This is a genomic window from Chromobacterium piscinae (genome assembly GCF_021129175.1).
GTDB classification, from domain to species: domain Bacteria; phylum Pseudomonadota; class Gammaproteobacteria; order Burkholderiales; family Chromobacteriaceae; genus Chromobacterium; species Chromobacterium piscinae.
Window position 1 is genome coordinate 20,207 of record NZ_JAJOHV010000015.1, and the last position, 19,289, is coordinate 39,495.

10 protein-coding genes are annotated in these 19,289 nt (G+C 66.0%); 3 read left to right on the forward strand and 7 right to left on the reverse strand.

Annotated elements, in window-relative coordinates; genetic code table 11:
* Positions 1-99: 99 nt before the first annotated feature.
* Complete coding sequence (locus tag LQR33_RS03980; RefSeq protein ID WP_221666231.1) at positions 100-3,585, reverse strand: indolepyruvate ferredoxin oxidoreductase family protein; 3,486 nt, start codon at positions 3,583-3,585, stop codon at positions 100-102.
* 363 nt (positions 3,586-3,948) lie between these two features.
* Between LQR33_RS03980 and rarD the strand changes: the two genes are divergently transcribed.
* Entirely contained in the window at positions 3,949-4,860 is a 912-nt protein-coding gene (rarD, locus tag LQR33_RS03985; protein ID WP_231467704.1) for an EamA family transporter RarD, read from the forward strand.
* Between the two features lie 70 nt (positions 4,861-4,930).
* On the opposite strand, the gene LQR33_RS03990 is transcribed toward rarD, so the two are convergent.
* The 5 genes from LQR33_RS03990 to LQR33_RS04010 form a co-directional block, all read right to left on the reverse strand.
* Positions 4,931-5,524, reverse strand: a complete 594-nt coding sequence (locus LQR33_RS03990; RefSeq protein ID WP_231467706.1) for a helix-turn-helix transcriptional regulator — start codon at positions 5,522-5,524, stop codon at positions 4,931-4,933.
* A gap of 1 nt (position 5,525) precedes the next feature.
* Positions 5,526-6,929 (reverse strand): HlyD family type I secretion periplasmic adaptor subunit, encoded by a 1,404-nt coding sequence (locus LQR33_RS03995; RefSeq protein WP_372400843.1) that lies wholly within the window; start codon positions 6,927-6,929, stop codon positions 5,526-5,528.
* Between the two features lie 7 nt (positions 6,930-6,936).
* The gene (locus LQR33_RS04000) at positions 6,937-9,105 is read right to left on the reverse strand and encodes a type I secretion system permease/ATPase (protein ID WP_021478643.1); all 2,169 of its coding nucleotides are present in this window, start codon (positions 9,103-9,105) and stop codon (positions 6,937-6,939) included.
* Between the two features lie 197 nt (positions 9,106-9,302).
* Positions 9,303-10,691, reverse strand: a complete 1,389-nt coding sequence (locus tag LQR33_RS04005) for a TolC family outer membrane protein (protein WP_231467707.1) — start codon at positions 10,689-10,691, stop codon at positions 9,303-9,305.
* Positions 10,642-10,935, reverse strand: coding sequence for a hypothetical protein (locus LQR33_RS04010; RefSeq protein WP_231467709.1), 294 nt, complete (start codon positions 10,933-10,935; stop codon positions 10,642-10,644). Before LQR33_RS04010 ends, LQR33_RS04005 begins: the two co-directional genes overlap by 50 nt.
* A gap of 9 nt (positions 10,936-10,944) precedes the next feature.
* Between LQR33_RS04010 and LQR33_RS04015 the strand changes: the two genes are divergently transcribed.
* Positions 10,945-11,613 (forward strand): transglutaminase-like cysteine peptidase, encoded by a 669-nt coding sequence (locus LQR33_RS04015; protein ID WP_031296862.1) that lies wholly within the window; start codon positions 10,945-10,947, stop codon positions 11,611-11,613.
* A 13-nt stretch (positions 11,614-11,626) separates the two neighbouring features.
* Complete coding sequence (locus LQR33_RS04020; RefSeq protein ID WP_166438638.1) at positions 11,627-13,528, forward strand: bifunctional diguanylate cyclase/phosphodiesterase; 1,902 nt, start codon at positions 11,627-11,629, stop codon at positions 13,526-13,528.
* Between the two features lie 272 nt (positions 13,529-13,800).
* Here the strand turns inward: LQR33_RS04020 and LQR33_RS04025 are convergent.
* A partial coding sequence (locus LQR33_RS04025) for a VCBS domain-containing protein (RefSeq protein WP_231467711.1) occupies positions 13,801-19,289 on the reverse strand: 5,489 nt, incomplete at its 5' end.

Consider the following 19,289-nt stretch of genomic DNA (forward strand, 5'->3'; position numbering starts at 1 on the left):
ATACTGAAAAACATAGTTGATCCGCATGTCATTTCCAGTTAAGGGCGGAAAAAAGGCGTCGACCTAAGTCGACGCCCAAAGCTGCGGAAACAATCGTGATCAGGCGACGGCGGCCTTGGCGGCGGGTTTGCCGGCCTGGGCCGGGCCGCCTTGCAGCTCGGCCTGGCGCGCCTTGGCCTGCTGGTAGTTGGCCAGCTTGATGTGGCCAAAACCGCGCACGCCTTCCCAGGTCCTCATCCATTCCACCGCCTGCGGCAGCGCGTCCGGCGACAGCTTGGCCAGCAGCGCCGGCAGCCCCTGCTCGAACTCGGCGATCAGCTGCCGTTCCAGCTTGCGGTCGTCCTGCCAGGCGAACGGGTCCAGCGCGGTGCCGCGCAGGAAGCGCAGCTTGGCCAGCACCTTCATTGCCGGCATCAGCCAGGAGCCGATGGCGATCTTGCGCGGCTGGCCGCGGGTCAGCCAGGCCACGCCGATGTGGAAGCGCAGCTTGTAGTCGCCGTCGAACTGGGCGGCCACCTCGCGCTGGAACTCGCCGTCGCTATACAGACGCGCCACTTCGTACTCGTCCTTGTAGGCCAGCAGGTGGTGGTAGGCGCGGGCGGCGGCCAGCGTCAGCGCGGTGCTGCCGGGCTGCGCGGCCTCCTCGGCCTGGCGCACCTTCTGCACCAGCGCTTTGTAGCGCTCGGCCAGCGCGCCGTTCTGGTAGGCGGCGAGCAGGGTGGCTCGGTGGTGGACCACGGCGTCCGGCGTTTCACGTGGAACGAAGGCCACCACGGCGGTCGGGCTGACCAGCGCTTCGACACGGGCCAGGTCCTGGGCGGCGTGGCGGCCCCAGGTGAAGGCGTCCTGGTTGAACTTGACCGCGGCGCCGTTCAAGCGCACCGCTTCCATGATCGCCTCCAGCGACACCGGCACCAGGCCCTTTTGCCAGGCGTAGCCGAGCATGAACATATTGGTGGCGATGGCGTCGCCCATCAGCGCGGTGGCCAGCTTGTTGGCGTTGACTTCGCTGAAGCGGCCGGCGCCGACCGCCTCGACGATGGCGTCCTTCATCGCCTTGGCCGGGTAGCGGATGTCCGGGTTCTTCAGGAAGCCGCTGGTCGGCGATTCATAGCTGTTGACGATGGCGTGGCTGAAGCCGTCGCGCATCTTGGCCAGCGCTTCCTCGGCCGCGGTCACCACCAGGTCGCAGCCCAGCACCAGGTTGGCGTCGCCGGCGGCGATGCGCACCGCGTGCAGCTTGTCCTGAGAGTCGGCGATGCGAACGTGCGACCATACCGAGCCGCCCTTTTGCGCCAGGCCGGCCATGTCCAGCACCGTCACGCCCTTGTTGTCCAGATACGCGGCCATGCCCAGCACCTGGCCGATGGTGACCACGCCGGTGCCGCCGACGCCGGTGACCATGATGCCGAACGGCTCGTGCAGCGCCGGGATCTTCGGCATCGGCAGCGCCGGCATCTTGGCGAGGTCGGCGCTGGCGCCGGCCGGCTTCCTCAGCTTGCCGCCTTCCACAGTGACGAAGCTGGGGCAGAAGCCCTCGACACAGGAGTAGTCCTTGTTGCAGCTGGACTGGTCGATCTTGCGCTTGCGGCCCAGCGGCGTTTCCACCGGCAGCACCGACAGGCAACCGGACTTCTTGCTGCAATCGCCGCAGCCTTCGCACACGCGCTCGTTGATGAAGGCGCGCTTGGCCGGGTCGGGGAATTCGTTGCGCTTGCGGCGGCGGCGCTTCTCAGCGGCGCAGGTCTGATCGTGGATCAGGATGGTCACGCCCTCGATGTCGCGCAGCTCGCGTTGCACGCGGTCCAGTTCGCGGCGGTGGAACACGTCGATGCCGGGCGCCAGGCCCTGGGCGTTCTGGTACTTGTCCGGGTCGTCGCTGGTGATCACGATGCGCTTGACGCCCTCGGCCGCCAGCTGGCGGGTCATCATCGGCACGTCCAGGTAGCCGTCGACGTGCTGGCCGCCGGTCATCGCCACCGCGTCGTTGTACAGGATCTTGTACGTGATGTTCACTTTGCCGGCCACCGCGGCGCGGATGGCCAGGATGCCGGAGTGGAAGTAGGTGCCGTCGCCCAGGTTGGTGAAAATGTGCTTGGTGGTGGTGAACGGCGCCTGGCCCAGCCAGGTGATGCCTTCGCCGCCCATCTGGGTGAAGGTCTTGGTGGTTTCCGGGCTGATCCAGTGCGCCATGTAGTGGCAGCCGATGCCGGCCACCGCGCGGCTGCCTTCCGGCAGCTTGGTCGAGGTGTTGTGCGGGCAGCCGGAGCAGTAATGCGGCACGCGGGCGATGGATTCGCGCGGCTGCACCAGCTGCGCCTCTTTATCGTCGTAGAACTTCAGCCGGTCGTGGATCACCGGGCTGTCGAAGATCAGCGCCAGCCGGTTGGCGATGGCGCGGGCGATCATCGCTGGGGTCAGCTCGCCGGCGGCCGGCAGCAGCCAGTCGCCGTGCGGCAGCGCCCATTCGCCTTTCTCGGCGAACTTGCCCACCACGCGCGGGCGTATGTCGTCGCGCCAGTTGTACAGCTGTTCCTTCAGCTGGTATTCGATGATCTGGCGCTTCTCTTCCACCACCAGGATTTCTTCCAGGCCCTGGGCGAACTGGCGCACGCCTTCCGGCTCCAGTGGCCACACCATGCCCACCTTGAAGATGCGCAGGCCGATGTCGGCGGCCTGGGCCTCGCTGATGCCAAGGTCGTCCAGCGCCTGCATCACGTCCAGGTAGCTCTTGCCGCAGGTGATGATGCCCAGGCGCGGCTTGGGCGAATCCAGCGTGATGCGGTTGAGCTTGTTTTCGCGCGCGTAGGCCAGCGCCGCGTACAGGCGGTGGTGCAGCACGCGCTTTTCCTGCGCCAGCGGGGTGTCCGGCCAGCGGATGTTGAGGCCGTCCTCGGGCAGCGGGAAATCCTTGGGAATCTTGAATTCCAGCCGTTCCGGCGTGATGTCGACGATGGCCGAGCTCTCGACGGTGTCGGTGATCGCCTTGATCGATACCCAGCAGCCGGAATAGCGGCTCATCGCCCAGCCGTGCAGGCCCAGGTCCAGCACTTCCTGCACGCCGGACGGGCTCAGCACCGGGATCATGCTGGCGGCCAGGATGTGGTCGGACTGGTGCGGGAAGGTGGACGACTTGGCGGCGTGGTCGTCGCCGCAGACCAAGAGCACGCCGCCGTGCTTGGAGGTGCCGGCCGCGTTGCCGTGCTTGAGCACGTCGCCGGAGCGGTCGACGCCCGGACCCTTGCCGTACCACAGCGAGTAGACGCCGTCGTATTTGGCGCCTTCGAAAATGTTGACCTGCTGGGTGCCCCATACCGCGGTGGCGGCGAGATCTTCATTAAGGCCAGGGTGGAACACCACGTTGTGGGCGTCCAGATGCTTCTTGGCCTTGACCATGGTCTGGTCGACATTGCCCAGCGGCGATCCCCGATAGCCGGTCACGTAGCCGGCGGTGTTGAGGCCGGCGGCGCGGTCGAGTTCCTGCTGCAGCATGGGCAGGCGCACGAGCGCCTGGATGCCTGTCATCAGAACCTGGCCGGTGGGGGCGGTGTATTTTTCTTCCAGGTCTGCGTGGCGGATTGACATGGTTTCTCCTCCTGTCGTGCTCGCTTGTGGCGATCAGCCCGCGGCTGCCTTGTGGGCGGCTGGTTCCGGGCGCTTGCTGTGCTGGCGGGCGCCGGGGACACTTTATTTTTATACCTTGTGCCCTGGGTATGCGCGGCTGTCGCAGCTTAGAGTGTTAACCCTAATGCCGCCGACTATAGTTTACGTTTACGTCAACGTCAAAGGGATCGCGACAAGGCATGTCCGGGTGCGGTTTATGTGCCAGTGCAGCAAAATATTGCTTGTTAAGTGTTTGTAAACCGACTGTATAGGTAATGATGATTTTTCCGACGGAATAAAGCGGGTAAGCTGGATGTTGGAATATTCCGTGTCGCAGAGAATCGCATGTCTTCCTCTTCTTCCGCCGGCGATAGCCGCGGCGTGTTGTACACCGTCGGCGCCTTCATCTGCTGGGGCTTGTTTCCGCTGTACTGGAAGCCGCTGCACGAAGTGCCGGCTTTGCAAATTCTGTGCCACCGCATCGTGTGGTCGGCCTTGTTCGTCGCGCTGGTGCTGACCGCGCTCAGGCAATGGGGCGACGTGCGCGCCGCGTTCCGCCAGCCGCGCCAGCTGGGCGTCTTCGCGCTGTCGTCGACGGTGCTGTCGCTGAACTGGCTGATCTACATCTGGGCGGTGAACGCCGGCCACGTGGTGGAAGGCAGCCTGGGCTACTTCATCAACCCGCTGGTCAACGTGCTGCTGGGGCGGCTGGTGCTGTCCGAGCGTCTGAGCCGGCCGCAGAAACTGGCGGTGGCGCTGGCGGCGGCGGGCGTGGCCTGGCTGACCTTCAGCGCCGGCTCGTTGCCGTGGATCGCGTTGTCGCTGGCCGCCACCTTCGGCCTGTACGGCTTGCTGCGCAAGATGGCGCCGCTGCCGTCGCTGCCCGGCCTGGCGTTGGAAACCTTCCTGATGTCGCCGCTGGCGCTGGCGGCGCTGTTATGGTTCGAGTGGACCGGGCAGGGCGCTTTCGGCCATGTCGACGCGCTGCGCAACGGTTTGCTGATCGGCGCCGGGGTGGTGACGGCGGTACCGCTGTTGATGTTCGCCGCCGGCGCGCGCCGGCTGAAGCTGGCCACCGTGGGGCTGATCCAGTACATCGGCCCCAGCATCCAGCTGGCGTTGGGCGTGATGCTGTATGGCGAGCCTTTCGGTCCCGACCGCGCGCTGGGCTTCGCGCTGATCTGGGGCGCGCTGGCGTTGTATTCGGCGGTGGGCGCGCGCGAGCTGTGGCGTGGCAGGCGCCGGCAGCCGGCTTGAGCCGCCTGGTCCATCAAAGCAAAACGGCCATCCCGAAGGATGGCCGTTTTTTCATGCGCGGCGCACCGTTTCAGTGCGCGGGCTGGGTCAGCTTGAGCAGCAGCTGGAAGCGGTCCTCGACGCCGAACTTCTGGAAGATGGCGGTGAGGTGGGCCTTGACCGTGCGCTCGGTGATGTCCAGCTCGCGGGCGATCTCCTTGTTGGAGCGGCCCTGCTTGAGGATGGCGATCACCTCGGCCTCGCGGCTGGATACCCGATCGCGCCAGCCGGCCTGCTCTGGCGGCGGCACCAGCGCGCCGAAGCGCTGGCATAGCTGCAGCAGCAGGCTGCGGCCCAGCCAGGTGCCGCCGGCGGCGACGCTGGCGGCGATCTGGCGCAGCTCGTTGGCGCCGGCGTAGGCGTGGGCGTAGCCGGCCACGCCCAGTTGCAGCCAGTGCATGCCTTCGGCGTCGTTGGGCGAGGAGCTGAGCGCCACCACCCGGTAGTGGCGGCACAGCGTCGGCCAGTCGGCGTCGCGCTGGCCGGCGTCCAGGCTGGCCAGGTCCAGCCACAAGACGGCGTCCCGCTCCTGCGGCGGCAGGCGCGCGCAGCGGCTCGCCTCCCCCAGCGCGTCCTGCCAGTAGCCGGCCAGCACCGAGCTGGCGGAGAACAGCAGGTGGACCATGTCAGCGCTCCCGCAACGCTTCGGCCTTGGCGCGCAGCACCGGCTTCAGCAGATAGGACAGAATGCTCTTCTTGCCGGTCATGATGTCCACTTGGGCCACCATGCCGGGGAAGATGGGCAGCTTTTCCTTGCCCAGCAGCGAGCCCTGGGTCTTCACCTTGACGATGTAGAAGGCGTTGCCCTTCTCGTCGGTGATGGTGTCGGCGCCGATCTCGGCCACGCTGCCCTCCATGCCGCCGTAGATGGTGAAGTCGTAGGCGGTGAAGCGCACCACGGCGCGCTGGCCGGGATGGAGGAAGGCGATGTCGCGCGGGGTGATCCGGGTTTCCAGCAGCAGCGAGTCGTCCATCGGCACGATCTCGATGATGTCCTTGCCCGGTTGCACCACGCCGCCGATGGTGTTGATGAACAGCCGCTTGATCTCGCCGCGCACCGGGGAGCGGATCTCGGACAGCTTCACCTTGTCGGCCAGCGCCACGCTGCCGGCGGACAGGCTGCTGGCCTTGGCCATGGTGTCCGACAGCTCGGCGCTGGCGGTGTTGCGCATCGCCAGCTCCACCTCCTGGATCTTGCGCTGCGCCTCGCCGATCGCGGCCTGGATCTTGGGCATCTGCGCGGCGGCTTGGTCGCGTTCGCCGCGGAAGCGGGCGACGTCGCGTTCCAGGCGCAGCAGGTCGACGTCGGACACCGCGCCGGACTCCTTCAGCGGCCGGGTGACGGTGAGTTCCTTCATCGTCAGATCGTAGCTGGACAGGGCCTGGGCATAGCGGGCGCGCACCTCGTTCAGCTCCTGGCCGCGCTGCGCCAGCTGCTGGCGGGCGATGCCGACGCTGGCGTTCAGCTCCATCTGCTTGGAGTTGTACAGGTCCATTTCCTGCTTGGCGATCTCCGGCGCCAGCTCCAGCACCTTGGGCGGCAGCGAGAACGGCGTGCCGCTGGCCAGCGCCTTCAGCCGCGCGGTCTTGGCCTGCAAGGCCAGGTACTGTGCCTGGTTTTCCTCCAGCGAGGAGACGAAGCGGGTGTTGTCCACCTTGAGCAGCAGCTGGCCCTTCTGCACCACCTGGCCCTCCTTGACCAGGATCTGCGACACCACGCCGCCGTCCAGGCTCTGCAGGTGCTGGTTCTGGCTGGACGGGATCACCTTGCCTTCGCCGCGCGACACTTCGTCCACCTTGGCGAAGGCCGCCCACAGGAAGGCGACGATGAACACGCCCAGCATGCTCCAGACGAAGATGCGGGGCCGGCCCGGGCTCTGCTGCAGGATCGCCCAGTCGGCGTCGGCGGCGAAGTCGTTGCGGTCGGCCAGGTCTCGGGCGGAGGCCCAGTCCATCAGCTTGTCCCAGTACGGGCCGGTGCGTTCCTGACCGCGCTCCACCCAGCCGTTCAGGCGTTGTTTCCAGTTCATTTCCATCTCAAACGCCCGCCTTTCCGATCTTGCCCTGTTGCAGCGCCTCGATCACTTGTTGCTTGGGACCGTCGGCGACGATGGCGCCGTGGTCGACCACGATCAGCCGGTCCACCAGATCCAGCAGCGCGTTGTGATGGGTGACCAGCAGCATGGTCTTGCCGGACGACACCCGGGCCAGCGTCTGGCGGATCTGGCTTTCGCTGCTGTGGTCCATATTGCTGGTCGGCTCGTCCAGGAGCAGGATGGGCGGCGAGTTCAGCAGCGCGCGGGCGATGGTCACCGCTTTGCGCTGGCCGCCGGACAGCGATTCGCCGCGTTCGCTGATCAGCATGTCGAAGCCTTGCGGATGGCTGTTGACGAATTCGGTCAGCCCGGCCTGCTCGGCGGCGGCGGCGATGCTGGCGTCGAAGGCGTGCGGCGAGCCCATGGAGATGTTCTGCCGCATGGTGCCGTAGAACAGCACCGGATCCTGCGGCACGTGGCCGATCTGGCGGCGCAGCTCGGCCGGGTCGATCTGCTTGATGTCCATGCCGTCGATATGGATCGCGCCGCCGGTCGGCTGGTACAGGCCGAGGATCATCTTCTGGATGGTGGTCTTGCCGGAGCCGACGCGGCCGATGATGGCCACGCGCTCGCCGGCGCGGATCTTGAACGACACCTCGCGCAGCGCCACCATCGGGTTGTTCGGGTAGTTGAACGACACGTTGCGGAACTCGATCTCGCCCTTGAAGCTGGTGCGGTGGAAGAAGGCGGCGTCCTTCTCGCGCTCCACCGGCATCTTCATGAAGCCGTCCAGCGAGGCCAGCGAGGTCTTGGCGTTGTGGTACTGGGTCAGCAGGCTGACCACCTGGCTCAGCGGCGCCATCGCGCGGCTGGACAGCATCACCGCGGCGATCACCCCGCCCATGGACACGTTGCCGGCCATGATCTCATACACGCCCAGCACCAGCATGGCGATGGACAGCAACTGCTGGATGAAGCCGGCGAAGTTCATGGTGGAGGCGGCCAGGATCTTCAACCGCGAGCCGACCTGGGCCAGGAACAGCGTAGCCTGCTCCCACTTGCCTTGCAGCACGCCCTCGGCGGCCAGCACTTTGACGGTTTCCAGCCCGGACAGGCTTTCCACCAGGTAGGCGTTGCGCTGCGAGCTGGCGCGCAACGTAGTCTCGGTCAGCGCCTGCATCCGCTCCTGCACCAGCAGGGCGAAAGTCAGCATGATGAAGATGGCGATCACCATCGGCGCCGCCATCAGCGGCGAGATCCACAGAATGGCCACCAGGAAGATCAGCACGAATGGCACATCGATCAGCGCGGTGATAGACGCCGAGGCGATGAAGTCGCGCACGGTTTCGAAGGCGCGCAGGTTGGCGGCGAACGCGCCGACCGAGGCCGGCCGCGCCTCCATCCGGATGCCCAGCACCCGCTCCATGATCAGCGCCGACAGCGCGACGTCGACCCGCTTGCTGGCCAGGTCTATCAAATAGCCGCGGGTCAGCTTGAGCAGGAAGTCGAACACCAGCACCAGCGCGGCGCCTATCGCCAGCACCCACAGCGTTTCCAGCGCCATGTTCGGCACCACGCGGTCGTAAACCGCCATCGACACGATGGGCATCGCCAGCGCGAAGACGTTGATCAGGAAGGCGGCCATCAGCGCGTCGCGGTATAGCGACTTGCTGCCGTAGATGGTGCGCCAGAACCAGTGGCGCGCGCGGATCTCGGCCAGCTCCGGCGCGCGCTTCTCGTACTGGAAGCGCGGCTTCACCAGGATGGCGATGCCTTCGAAGCTGTGGTCCAGGTCTTCCAGCGGAATCTCGACGACGGCGTCCGGCAGCTCGGACATGCTGAGGAAGGCGACGCCGTCGCGGATCTCGCGCAGGATGCCGGCGGTGTTGTTTTCCAGCAGCAGCACGGCGGGCAGCAGCTGCTGGCGCAGGCTGGACAGCGGCTGGCGCACCACGCGGGTGGACAGGCCGATGCGGCGCGCCGAGCGCGCGAACATCGACGGCGACAGCCGGTTGTCCACCAGCGGAATGCCGGCCACCAGCGATTCGCGGGTGGCGGTGATGCCGTAGCCGCGGGCCAGCGAGAACAGGCAGTCGAGCAGGGGGTCGAGATGGGTCGCTTGCTCGCTCAGCGGCTGCGCGGTTTCAGGATTGGATATTTCGGAAGCCATGCTTCCACTCCCATGGATATTGTCGGCAATCGTGCCGGGTCTGACTATTTACGTGCCGTCAAAGGGACGCGCGGCCGAGCGCGAACGGTGATCAGCTTCCATTCCGCGCGCGGGCCGGCGCTCCGATGCCGGCGATCGCCGCCACAATGGCCAAAAGACCCGCGGAGCGGGTCTTGCTTGGTTGCGGCGGCCAGGTTTTAGCGTTTGGCCTTGCCAGCCTTCTTCGCCGTCGCGGCGTCAGGCGTGTCCGCTATCGTGGTGGACACGTAAGGATGGACGGGGATGCCGGCGGCGCTGAACGGTTGCGGCGGCGTGTAGGCGGTGTTGCAGGCGTCGCGCTGCGAGTCGTCGCTGTCGGATTCGAAGCTTTGCTCTTCGATCGGCTTCAGCTGCAGAGCGGGCAGCAGCAGGCCGGACGCGGCCAGCACGCGGGCCTGGGCCAGCTTGTTGTCGTAGTCGGCGTTGGCCAGCGCGCGCTTGGAGTCGTACAGCTCGTTCTCGCTGTCCAGCACGTCCAGCAGGGTGCGCTGGCCGATGTCGAACTGTTTCAGGTAGGCGTCGCGGGCCTTTTCGGTGGACAGCGCGTGCTGGCGCAGATAACCCATCTGTTCGCTCAGCTTGTGGGCGTCGTTGCTGGCGATGCGCACAGTCTGCTGCAGGTCGCGGCAGGCTTTGTCGCGCAGGTCCAGCGCCGAATTGTAGCGTTCGGCCGCCACGCCCAGACGGGCCTTGTCGGCGCCGCCGCGGAACAGGTTGATGTTGAACACCAGCGCCACCGACTGCTTGTCGTGGGTGCCGTAGACGCTGTTCAGGTTGTCGGTTTTCTCGGCGTGGGCGCGCAGGTCCAGCGTCGGCGAGAAGGCGCCGCGCTTGACCTTCAGGTCGCTCTGGGCGGCGCGCACGCCTTCCTGCGCGGCCAAATAGGCGGGGCTGCTGCGCACCGCGGAGACCAGCAGGTCCTTGTCGCGCGGCAGTTTGTCCTGCATCGCCGGCGCCGGCGCCAGGTCGGTCGGCGGCTCCTCGCCGATCAGGCGCGCATAGCGGGCGGACACATCGTGCAGATTGGAGGACTCGTTGATCATATTGGTTTCGGACAGCGCCAGCCGGCCGGCCGCCTGTTCCAGGTCGACGCGGCGGCCGACGCCGGCCTTCACCTTTTGTTCGATCTGATCGTAGATGCCCTTGTGCACGCCATAGCTTTCCTTGGCGTAATCCAGCAGCTGGCGGTAGCGCAGCACGTCCAGATAGGTGCGGGTGGCTTCCAGGCCCAGTTGTTCGGAGGCGTCGACGAATTCGTAGTACTTGCCGCGTTTGCCGAACTCCAGCTGCTTGACCGTGTTCATGGTCTGGAAACCCTGGAACAGGTTCTGGCTCAGGTCGGCGGACCAGCCCTTGCGGTTGAAGTCGCTGGTGATTTGCGGGCCGTAATTGACCAGCGGCTCCTTGTTGTCTTCGCGGGCCTGGGTGTAGGAGACATCCACGGTCGGCAGGTAGCCGGAGCGGCCGATGCCGACTTCTTCCGCCGACGAGCGGAATTCATGGAAGCGGAAGCGGACTTCCGGGTTGTTGGCGATGGTTTTTTCCACGACTTGACGCAGGTCGGTGGCCTGCGCCGATGCGGCCGCTAAACTCATCAACGCGGCCAAAGTCAGGCGAACGCTGCATTTTTTTAAGCGTTTCATGGTTAATCGTCTCCGGGTGCAAGGGGCTGATATTATTAAATATTTCAATAAATAGATTAAACAAATTTTCTTTAAATGGCAAGTGAATATTCCGCGCCAAGCGAATATCATTCGTCAATCTGCTACAGTTGCGATCATTGATCGGCATGGAATGACCATGAAGCTTGCCTCGCTCGTTTCAGGACGGCGCTTGCGGCGCTGCCTGATGTCCGTCGCGCTGTTGCTGGCGGGCCTGTGCGTCACCGCCGCCAGCCTGCCGACCGAGCGTTCGGCCGCCCGCTACGGCCCGCGCGCGGTCGCGCTGTTCCGCGAATGGAACCAGCTGCTGGGCAAGCTGCAGGGCGCGGACGAGCGGCAGAAGCTGGCCGAGGTTAACCAGTTTTTCAACCGGCGCATCCTGTACCGCGAGGACATAGACAACTGGGGCGTTCAGGATTATTGGGCGACGCCGCTGGAGATGTTCGGCAAGGGGGCGGGCGACTGCGAGGACTTCAGCATCGGCAAGTACATCTCGCTGCTGGTGCTCGGCGTCTCGCCGGACAAGCTGCGCATCACCTATGTCAAGGCTCGGATAGGCGGGCCGGACAGCACGATCAGCCAGGCTCACATGGTGCTGGCCTATTATCCCACGCCCAGCGCCGAGCCGCAGATTCTGGACAGCCTGGTGACCTCGATCGAGCCGGCTTCGCAGCGGACCGACCTGCTGCCGGTGTTCAGTTTCAACGCCCAGGGCCTGTGGGTGGGCAACCGCAGCAGCAATGTCTCCAAGCTGACCCGATGGCGCCAGGTGATGGACAAGATGAAAAACGAGGGCTTCACTTTTTGAGATGGGCGACGCGATGAAAAACCTTTCCTTGATCCAGCGGTTGTGGCTGTTGCTGCTGTTGTTGGTGTTCACGTCGTTGTCGGGCGCGCTGCTGGCCAATCTGTACAACGCGCGCAGTTATTTGGAACAGCAGCTGACTGGCCAAAATGCCAATGCAGCCAACTCGCTGGCGTTGATGATCACCCAGAACAAGGCGGACAAGGCGATGGCCGAAACCTTGATTAACGCGACTTTCGACCAGGGATATTTTCATCACATCCGCTGGCAGGGAGCCGACGGCAAGGTTGTGGTCGACCGCGTCAACCAGGCGGTTTTCCCGGCGGCGCCGGACTGGTTCCGGGCCTTGCTGCCGCTGTCCCCGCAGCCGGGCAACGCGCTGGTCACCGCCGGCTGGCTGCAGGCCGGAGAGGTACGCGTAGAGGCCGCGCTGGGCTACGCCTACGAGTCGTTGTGGATGGGCGCGCTGCAGACCATGTTGTGGCTTTTGGGAGCGGGTTTGCTGGCCGGCTTGCTGGGTTCCATCGACATCTTCAAGCTGCGGCGCGATTTGCAGCGGGTGGTCACCCAGGCGCGGGCGATCAGCGAGCGTCGTTTCCAGCGCATGACCGAGCCCAAGGTGCCGGAACTGGCGCGGATGGTGGGGGCGATGAACCACATGGTGGAGAGGCTGCAGTCCCATCTGGGCGAGCAGTCGGAAGAGGTGGAGCAATTGCGGCGCGAGCGCCATACCGATCCGGTGACCGGCCTGCCCAACCGCGAGGCGCTGGAGCAGGCGGTGTCCAGCACGCTGGCCGAGGAGGAGGATGTCCGCGGCTGCCTGCTGCTGCTGAGGCTGGCCGGGCTGGCTGAGCTGAACCAGCGGTTGGGAGGCGAGCGCGCCGACGCCTTGCTGGTCCGCCTGGCGGCGGATCTGGAGGATCTGGCTTCGCGGCGCAAGGGCTGGATGGCGGCCCGGCTGCGCGGCGCCGATTTCGCCGTGTTCTGCCCGGAGCTGGAGATCGACGGCGGCCGGCAACTGGCGGAGACGCTATGCGAGCAGCTGGCTTTGTACCGGCAGATGGGTTTGAGCGACCGGGACGGCATCGGCCACATCGGCGTGTGCGGCATCGTCGAGGGCGATGGCTTGGCCAGCCTGCTGGCGCGAGCCAGCCAGGCGCTGGCCGAGGCCGAGGCTGCGGGCGACAACCAGTGGCGGGTCGATGATGGCGGCGGCCCGGAAGTGGGCAGCGAATGGGATTGGCGCGAACTGATCGAAGCCAGCTGCCGCGAGCATAATCTTCGGCTGCGCTGGTTCCCGGTGCGGGATGCCGCGCGCGGCATCCTGTGGCAGGAGGGCATGCTGTTCCGGCCCGCGATGGGCGGCTTGCCGGCGATCAACGCGATGCGGCTGGTGTCGCATAGCCTGCGCCTGGGCCTGAGCCACCTAGCCGACCTGGAGGCGCTGAGGCTGGCCTTGGCCGACGCGCCGGGATCCGCGCTGGCGGTGAACCTGTCGCCGGCCTCGCTGGCGGCCAAAGGCTTCCAGTGGCAGGCGATGGAAATGCTGGGCGGCAGCCGGGCGACGGTATCCTTCGAATTCGACGAGGCGGGGCTGGACGAGCATTGGGATGCCTTCCTGGCTTTCGGCGAGGCGGTGAAGGGCGTCGGCCACCGGCTGGCGGTGGAGATCCGCGGCCATAGGCTGGAGCTGGTCGCCCGGCTGAACCAGGCTGGCATCGACTATCTGGTGCTGGATGGCGCGTTGACGCGCGGCATCCACCAAGACGAGGGCCGGCAGGTGCTGGTCAAGGGCGTGCAGCGGATGACGTCGCTGATGGGCGCCAGGCTGATCGCCAAGGGAGTGGTCAGCGAAGCCGACGCGAAACGGCTGCTGGAACTGCGCGTCGACGGCCTGACCGGTCCCGCCGTGGCGTGACGCCGTTTTTCCGGCTGGGGTGACACGAAGCGTTCGCCGCCGTTCCGCGGCGGACAGCCGCCGCCAGCCGGGTCGCTTTCATGCCGGAAATCCCCGCCGGCGCGACATTCCCGTTTCTTTCCCCCTTCTTTCATTTCATCGCTTAGCAGCAAGGGGACGCCAGCGCCGCGCTGCGCCGACGCGGACATGGATGGCTTTTTTCCGCCATGCCGCGGTGGACGCAAAAAAGCCCCCCGCTCGGGCGGGGGGCTGCCGACATCGGGCTGCGCGCCTCAATCGGTATGCAGCTGGCCGTGGTTCAGCAGGTTTTTCAGCACCTGCGCGTCGCTGAGCGTCGCGCCTTGGGTCAGATCGACGTTTTGCAGCACGATCTGCTGGGTGACCGGCGTGCCCTGGCCCTGGTGATGGACGTCTATCACCGTGTTGGCGCCTTCCTTGTGGAAGTTCAGGTAACCCTCCAGGCTGGCCGCGTTGTGGCTTTCGCCCTGCAGCAGGTCCTTCAGGTCGAGCACGTCTTTCTCGCCATGCTGGCCGAAGTCGGTGATCACGTCCCGCGCCGGCTTGGCCGCGGTGCCTTGATCGCCCAGCGACCACTTGAAGGTGTCGACGCCGGCGCCGCCGGTCAGGATGTCGTTGCCGGCGCCGCCGCGGATCAGCTCGCTGGCGTCGGTGCCCGTCAGCCGGTTGTCGCCGGCATCGCCCTGGAGCAGGCGCTGGTTCGGGTCCAGCGTCGACAGGTCGATGTGCAGCCTGGCGTTGGACAGGTCGCCGTCGGCATCCCGCACCGTGTAGGTGAAGGTGTCGGTTTGGCCGTTGCCCAACAGCTTGCTATCGCCGGTGAAGGTGTAGTTGTAGCTGCCGTCCGCGTGCATCAGCAGGTCGCCGAACTGGCCGTGCAGGATGGCCTCCACGCCGCCGTTGCCGGCCTGGCCGCCGCTGGCGCAAGCCACCACCTTCAGGCTGCCGTCGGCGCCGGCGGCGTCGTTCTGCAGCACGTCGCCGCCGGTGGCCGGATGGTGGAAGTCGCTGCCCTCGACGATGCGCGCCATGATGCCGAAGGTGGAGTTGGCGTTTTCGGCAGTGTGGATTTCGTTGCCGATATGACCCTTGCCATCGTCGAATCCCAGGATCTGCAGGATGTACTGCCGGCCGTTGTACTCGAAGGTCTGGCTGGCGTTGTCGATGGTGACGATGTCCTTGCTGGCTTCGTAGTCGCGGCTGTTCGGCGTCTCCTGATGGTTCAGGTGGACGAGGAACTGCTGCGGCTGGACGCCCAGCATGAACGACAGGCCCAGCGTGGCATTGCTGATGCCGGAGTTGCCGCTGATCTCGTAGTTCAGGTGGGTGAGGTCGCCCAGCTTGAAGGTTTGGTTCAGCGGCAGCGTGTTGTTCAACAGGGTGTCGTTGTCGCGGAAGCTGTAGCCAGACTGCTGGCCGTAGGTATCGCCCCAGCGCAGCTGGTTCTGGCCGTTGTCGTTGCCGCCCTGGTTGAAGGTGCTGACGCGGTGGCCGCCGTCCCAGTCCACCCAGTCGCCGACGATGCCGTTGCTGCTGATCTTCAGATCGCCGCTGAGCACTGCCAGGCTGGCGCGGTCGTCGGCCGCCAGCGGCGCGTCATTGACGATGGCCACGTTGAGCTTGTCGCTGGCGCTGCTGCCGTCGCGGTCGCGCACTTCCACGTTGAGGCTGTCGATGAAGCGCTCGCCCGCGTTGGCGCCGGCGTGGCCCAGCGTGTACTGGTAGCCGAGCTTGCCGCTGGCGGCGTCGAAGGAGGTGACCTTCAGCGCGCCGTAGGCGGTGCTGAGCGTATTGCCGGTGAGCCTGCCGTCGGCGCCGACCACTTCCACGCCGCCGATGCGGATGCTGGCCACGCCGTCCGGCGCGTTCACCACGAAGCTGCCCTGCTGGGTCAGCTGGGCGGCGTCCGGCGCGGTACCAGCGGCCAGATGGCTTTCCAGCACGATGGCGTCGCTGCCGCCATCCAGCGCGTGCAGTCCGGACAGGGTGACTGGATGGTCTACCGCCTGGATGGAAACGCTCAGGTTCTGGCTGCTGCTGGCCTGGCTGTGGTTGGACTGCTCGGTGGCCGTGGCGGTGACGGTCAGGTTCAGCTGGCCATGGTAGCCGGCCGGACCCTTCAATTGCAGGCTGTCCAGGCTCCAGTTGCTGACATCCAGCCGGCCGGAGCCGTCCACCATCGCCTGGTGGCCGGACGCGTCTTTCAGCACCGCGCCGCTGGGCAGGCCGGACAGGGAGACGTTCAGCGTTTCCGAGCCGTCGCGGTCGACCAGCGAGGCGCTGATGCTGCTCAGCTTGATGAAGCTGCCTTCATAGCCGGCGTTGTCCATCGCCTTGAAGTTGAGGTTGTCCAGAATGGCGCCGTAGGAGTCGCCATCCTTGGCCTCGAACATCAGCCGGTATTTGCCGTCCTCGCCGATCGGCAGCGCAACCTGCTGGTCGCGCAGCCAGCCGGTGCTGGTCGGATGGAAGTCGTACAGCACGGTGGCCTTGCCGGTGGGCTGGCCGAAGGCGTCGAGCGCGATCAGCTTCACCTGCAGCTGCGAACTGGCGACCCAGCCGGGACGCGCGGCGATGTCGAAGCCCAATTGGTAGAAGCGGCCGGCTTCGCACTGGATGTCGGTGTACAGCGTGCGGTCGCCGGGGCCGTTCTCGATCTCCAGCACCTTGTTGGTCGAGCTGCCGCCGGTGTAGGTGCGTTCGGTGCCCACTTCGATCAGGCCGCGGCCGTTGTCGGTGTTCCACACGCCTATGGTGTTGGCGCCGCCGATCTTGTTGACCGCCACGTCTTGCCGCCATTCGCGGCCGTTCAGATTGACGTCCTCGAAGTTGAGCGAGGCCAGCGACGAGTAGCCGCCCAGCGACAGCTGCGGCGCGTCGGCCACGGCTTCGACGTGGATGGCGGCCTTGGCCGGGCTGGCGTCCACCGCGCCCTGGTTGTCCTTGGCCGCGTAACCGAAGCCGGTGTCGCCGCTCCAGTGGCCCGCCGGCTTGAAGTAGACGGCGCCGCCCACGGTGTCGCCGGCCTTGACGACCTGGGTGCCAGCGGCGTCGCTGTACAGCGTGCCGTTGGTCGGCAGGTCCTTGATCACAAAGCCGGAGACGCTGCCGTCGCCGTCCTTGCCGGACAGCGCGACGCTGATCAGTGGCTGGTCTTCCTGGCCGGACGCGGACACATCGAAGGTTTCCGGCGCCATATTGGCCGCGTTGGAGCCGGCATGGCCGGTCGCGGTGTCGCCGTTGCCGGTTTCACGTGAAACAGCGTCGACGCCGATGGACAGCGCGCCCTTGACGTTGCCGGGCACTTCCAGCTGCAGGCCGGACAGTTTCACGTCCAGCGCCTTGGCGTCCCAGTGGCCGGCTTGGGCTATGGTCAGCGAGCCGTCCTTGCCTATGGTGCCGATCAGGTTGTGCTGGCTGTCGAACAGCTGCGAGCCGGCGTACTTGGCGTCCAGGCGGACGACGATGCTGTCCAGCACTTCGCTGCCGTCGCGGTCCACCAGCGAGGCGCTGATGTCGATCGGATAGCGGGTGAGGTCCGGCCCTTCCTTGGCCCAGTCCTTGCCGTTCCAGTAGTAGGTGCCGTCCTTGAACTGCAGTCGTTCGATGTCGTACAGGCTGTCGTGCCCCTCACCGGCGTACGGGTTGGCCGCGGTCACTTGCTTGTCGGTCACTTCGAAGAACACGCTGCCGCCGGCGCCGATGACCGGGCGGGTGACGGTGTAGTCCTTGAAGTTGCCGGCATAGACCGCGGTGTCGACGCCGTCGCCGCCGTACAGGCTGTCGTCGCCCTTGCCGCCGATCAGGATGTCGTTGCCCTTGCCGGCGTACAGCGTGTCGTTGACTTCGTTCGGCTTGCCGCTCAGCTGGCCCAGGTTGCCGTCGTCGCCGATCAGCACGTTGTCGGCCTTGCTGGTGTCCAGGTAGATGGCGTCGTTGCCGCCCATGCCGCGCACGGCGAAGCCGGTGTCGGTCTTGCCGCGCAGGTCGGCGTAGGCGTTGTTGCCGTCATCCAGCGTGATGGCGTTCTTGCCGTATTCGGCCGCGGTTTTTTCCCACGATTCGAAGTTGCGGCCGCCGACATACGGGCTGCCCGGCTGGTAGCTGCCCTGGCCGATCTGCACGCCGACCACCGGCGCGTCGGCGACCGGGGTCATGGTCAGCGTCAGCGTCGAGCTGCTGCCGGTGTTGGTGGTGTAGCCGATCTGCGGCAGCTCGCCGGCGTAGTGCGCGGCCGGGGCGAAGCTGTAGCTGCCGTCGGCGTTGACGTGCAGCAGGCCCTTGCCGTCCAGCGCCACGTCCACGCCCTGTTTGCCCAGCTGGTAGGTCTGGCCCGCCACGGTGACGCTTTGCACGCTGAGCTTGCTGTCCACATCGTAATCGTTGGCCAGCAGTCCGTGGGCGGCGTCGACCGCCAGCGGCTTGTCTTCGACGACGTTGCCGCTGTCCGGCTTCAGCACCGACGGATCGTCCACCGGCGTGATGCCGACGTGGATGGTGATGGTGTCGGTGGCGCCGGCCTTGTCGGTGACCGTCACCTTGAAGCTGTCGCTGCCGTTGTAGTCCTGGTTCGGGGTGTAGGTCCAGCTGCCGTCCTTGCCCAGCACCACGGTGCCGTGCTGCGGGTTGCCGCTGGCGGCGTAGCTCAGCTGGTCGTTGGCGTCCACGTCCTGCGCGTGCAACTGGCCGCTGACCGGGGTGTCCTCGGCGGTGGTGACCTGGATGCCGCCGTCCTTGGCGAAGCCGTGCGTCTGGTCGCCGACGAAGACCGGCGCGTCGTTGGCGCCGTGGACGTCGACGCTGATCTTGTGCTCGGTGCCGTCCTTGGCGTAGACGGTGAACTCCTCGGTGCGCGTTTCGCCCTGGCCCAGGTGCTGAACCTTGTCGTTGTCGACCTTGTACTGCCAGTGGCCGTCCTTGTCTATCGTCAGCGTGCCGTAATTGCCGGCATGGCTGTCGACGCGGCCGGTGTCGAACGCCGCGCGTCCCTTGTCCGGGGTGGCGATGTCGAGCTTGCCGTTATGCGTCAGCGCGCCATCGGCGCCGACGGCGAGGTCCTCGGTGACGGCGCCGGTGCTTTCGCCGCTGATCTTGGCGAAATTGTCGGTGCCGTAGACGGTGATGTTGACGTTGTGCGAGGTGCCGTCCAGCGATTGGACTGGGAAGGTGTAGTTGATCTTGTCCTGGCTGGTCAGCTCCTGGGCCGTGTCGTTCAGGGTGAACGTCCACTGGCCGGTGGCGCTGTCGAAATGGAAGGTGCCGTATTTCACCAGCACGTCGGCTTGCGGGCGGAAGCCAGCCTCGCCGGCATCGACATCCCTGACCAGCAGGGTGCCGGTGGCCGACGGGAAGGTGCCTTCCACCAGGGTAGCGCCGTCGGTGCCGCCGAACACGGCCGGATCGTTGACGCCTTTGATGGTCACGGTGATGTCATGCGAGGTGCCGTCCTTGGAGTAGACGGTGAACACCTCGGTGCGGGTGACGTCCTGGCCGAGGTATTGGACCTTGGCGTCGTCGACGCTGTAATGCCAGTTGCCGCTGGCGTCGATGGTCAGCTTGCCGAGGTTGGTCGTCTTGTTGTCGACACGGCTGGTATCGAACACCGATTGACCCTGATCGACATCGGACACGTTCAGCTTGCCGCTGTAATCCAGGGTATTGGTCGAGGAGACGTTCTGATCCTCGGTCACGCTGCCGGTGTCGTTGCCGGAGAAGGTAGCGACGTCGTTGGTGCCCAGCACCT

Coding starts and splice junctions, on each gene's coding strand:
- LQR33_RS03980 (WP_221666231.1), bottom strand. CDS start 3,585: ATGTCAATCCGCCACGCAGACCTGGAAGAAAAATACACCGCCCCCACC.
- rarD (WP_231467704.1), top strand. CDS start 3,949: ATGTCTTCCTCTTCTTCCGCCGGCGATAGCCGCGGCGTGTTGTACACC.
- LQR33_RS03990 (WP_231467706.1), bottom strand. CDS start 5,524: ATGGTCCACCTGCTGTTCTCCGCCAGCTCGGTGCTGGCCGGCTACTGG.
- LQR33_RS03995 (WP_372400843.1), bottom strand. CDS start 6,929: ATGAACTGGAAACAACGCCTGAACGGCTGGGTGGAGCGCGGTCAGGAA.
- LQR33_RS04000 (WP_021478643.1), bottom strand. CDS start 9,105: ATGGCTTCCGAAATATCCAATCCTGAAACCGCGCAGCCGCTGAGCGAG.
- LQR33_RS04010 (WP_231467709.1), bottom strand. CDS start 10,935: ATGCCGATCAATGATCGCAACTGTAGCAGATTGACGAATGATATTCGC.
- LQR33_RS04015 (WP_031296862.1), top strand. CDS start 10,945: ATGAAGCTTGCCTCGCTCGTTTCAGGACGGCGCTTGCGGCGCTGCCTG.
- LQR33_RS04020 (WP_166438638.1), top strand. CDS start 11,627: ATGAAAAACCTTTCCTTGATCCAGCGGTTGTGGCTGTTGCTGCTGTTG.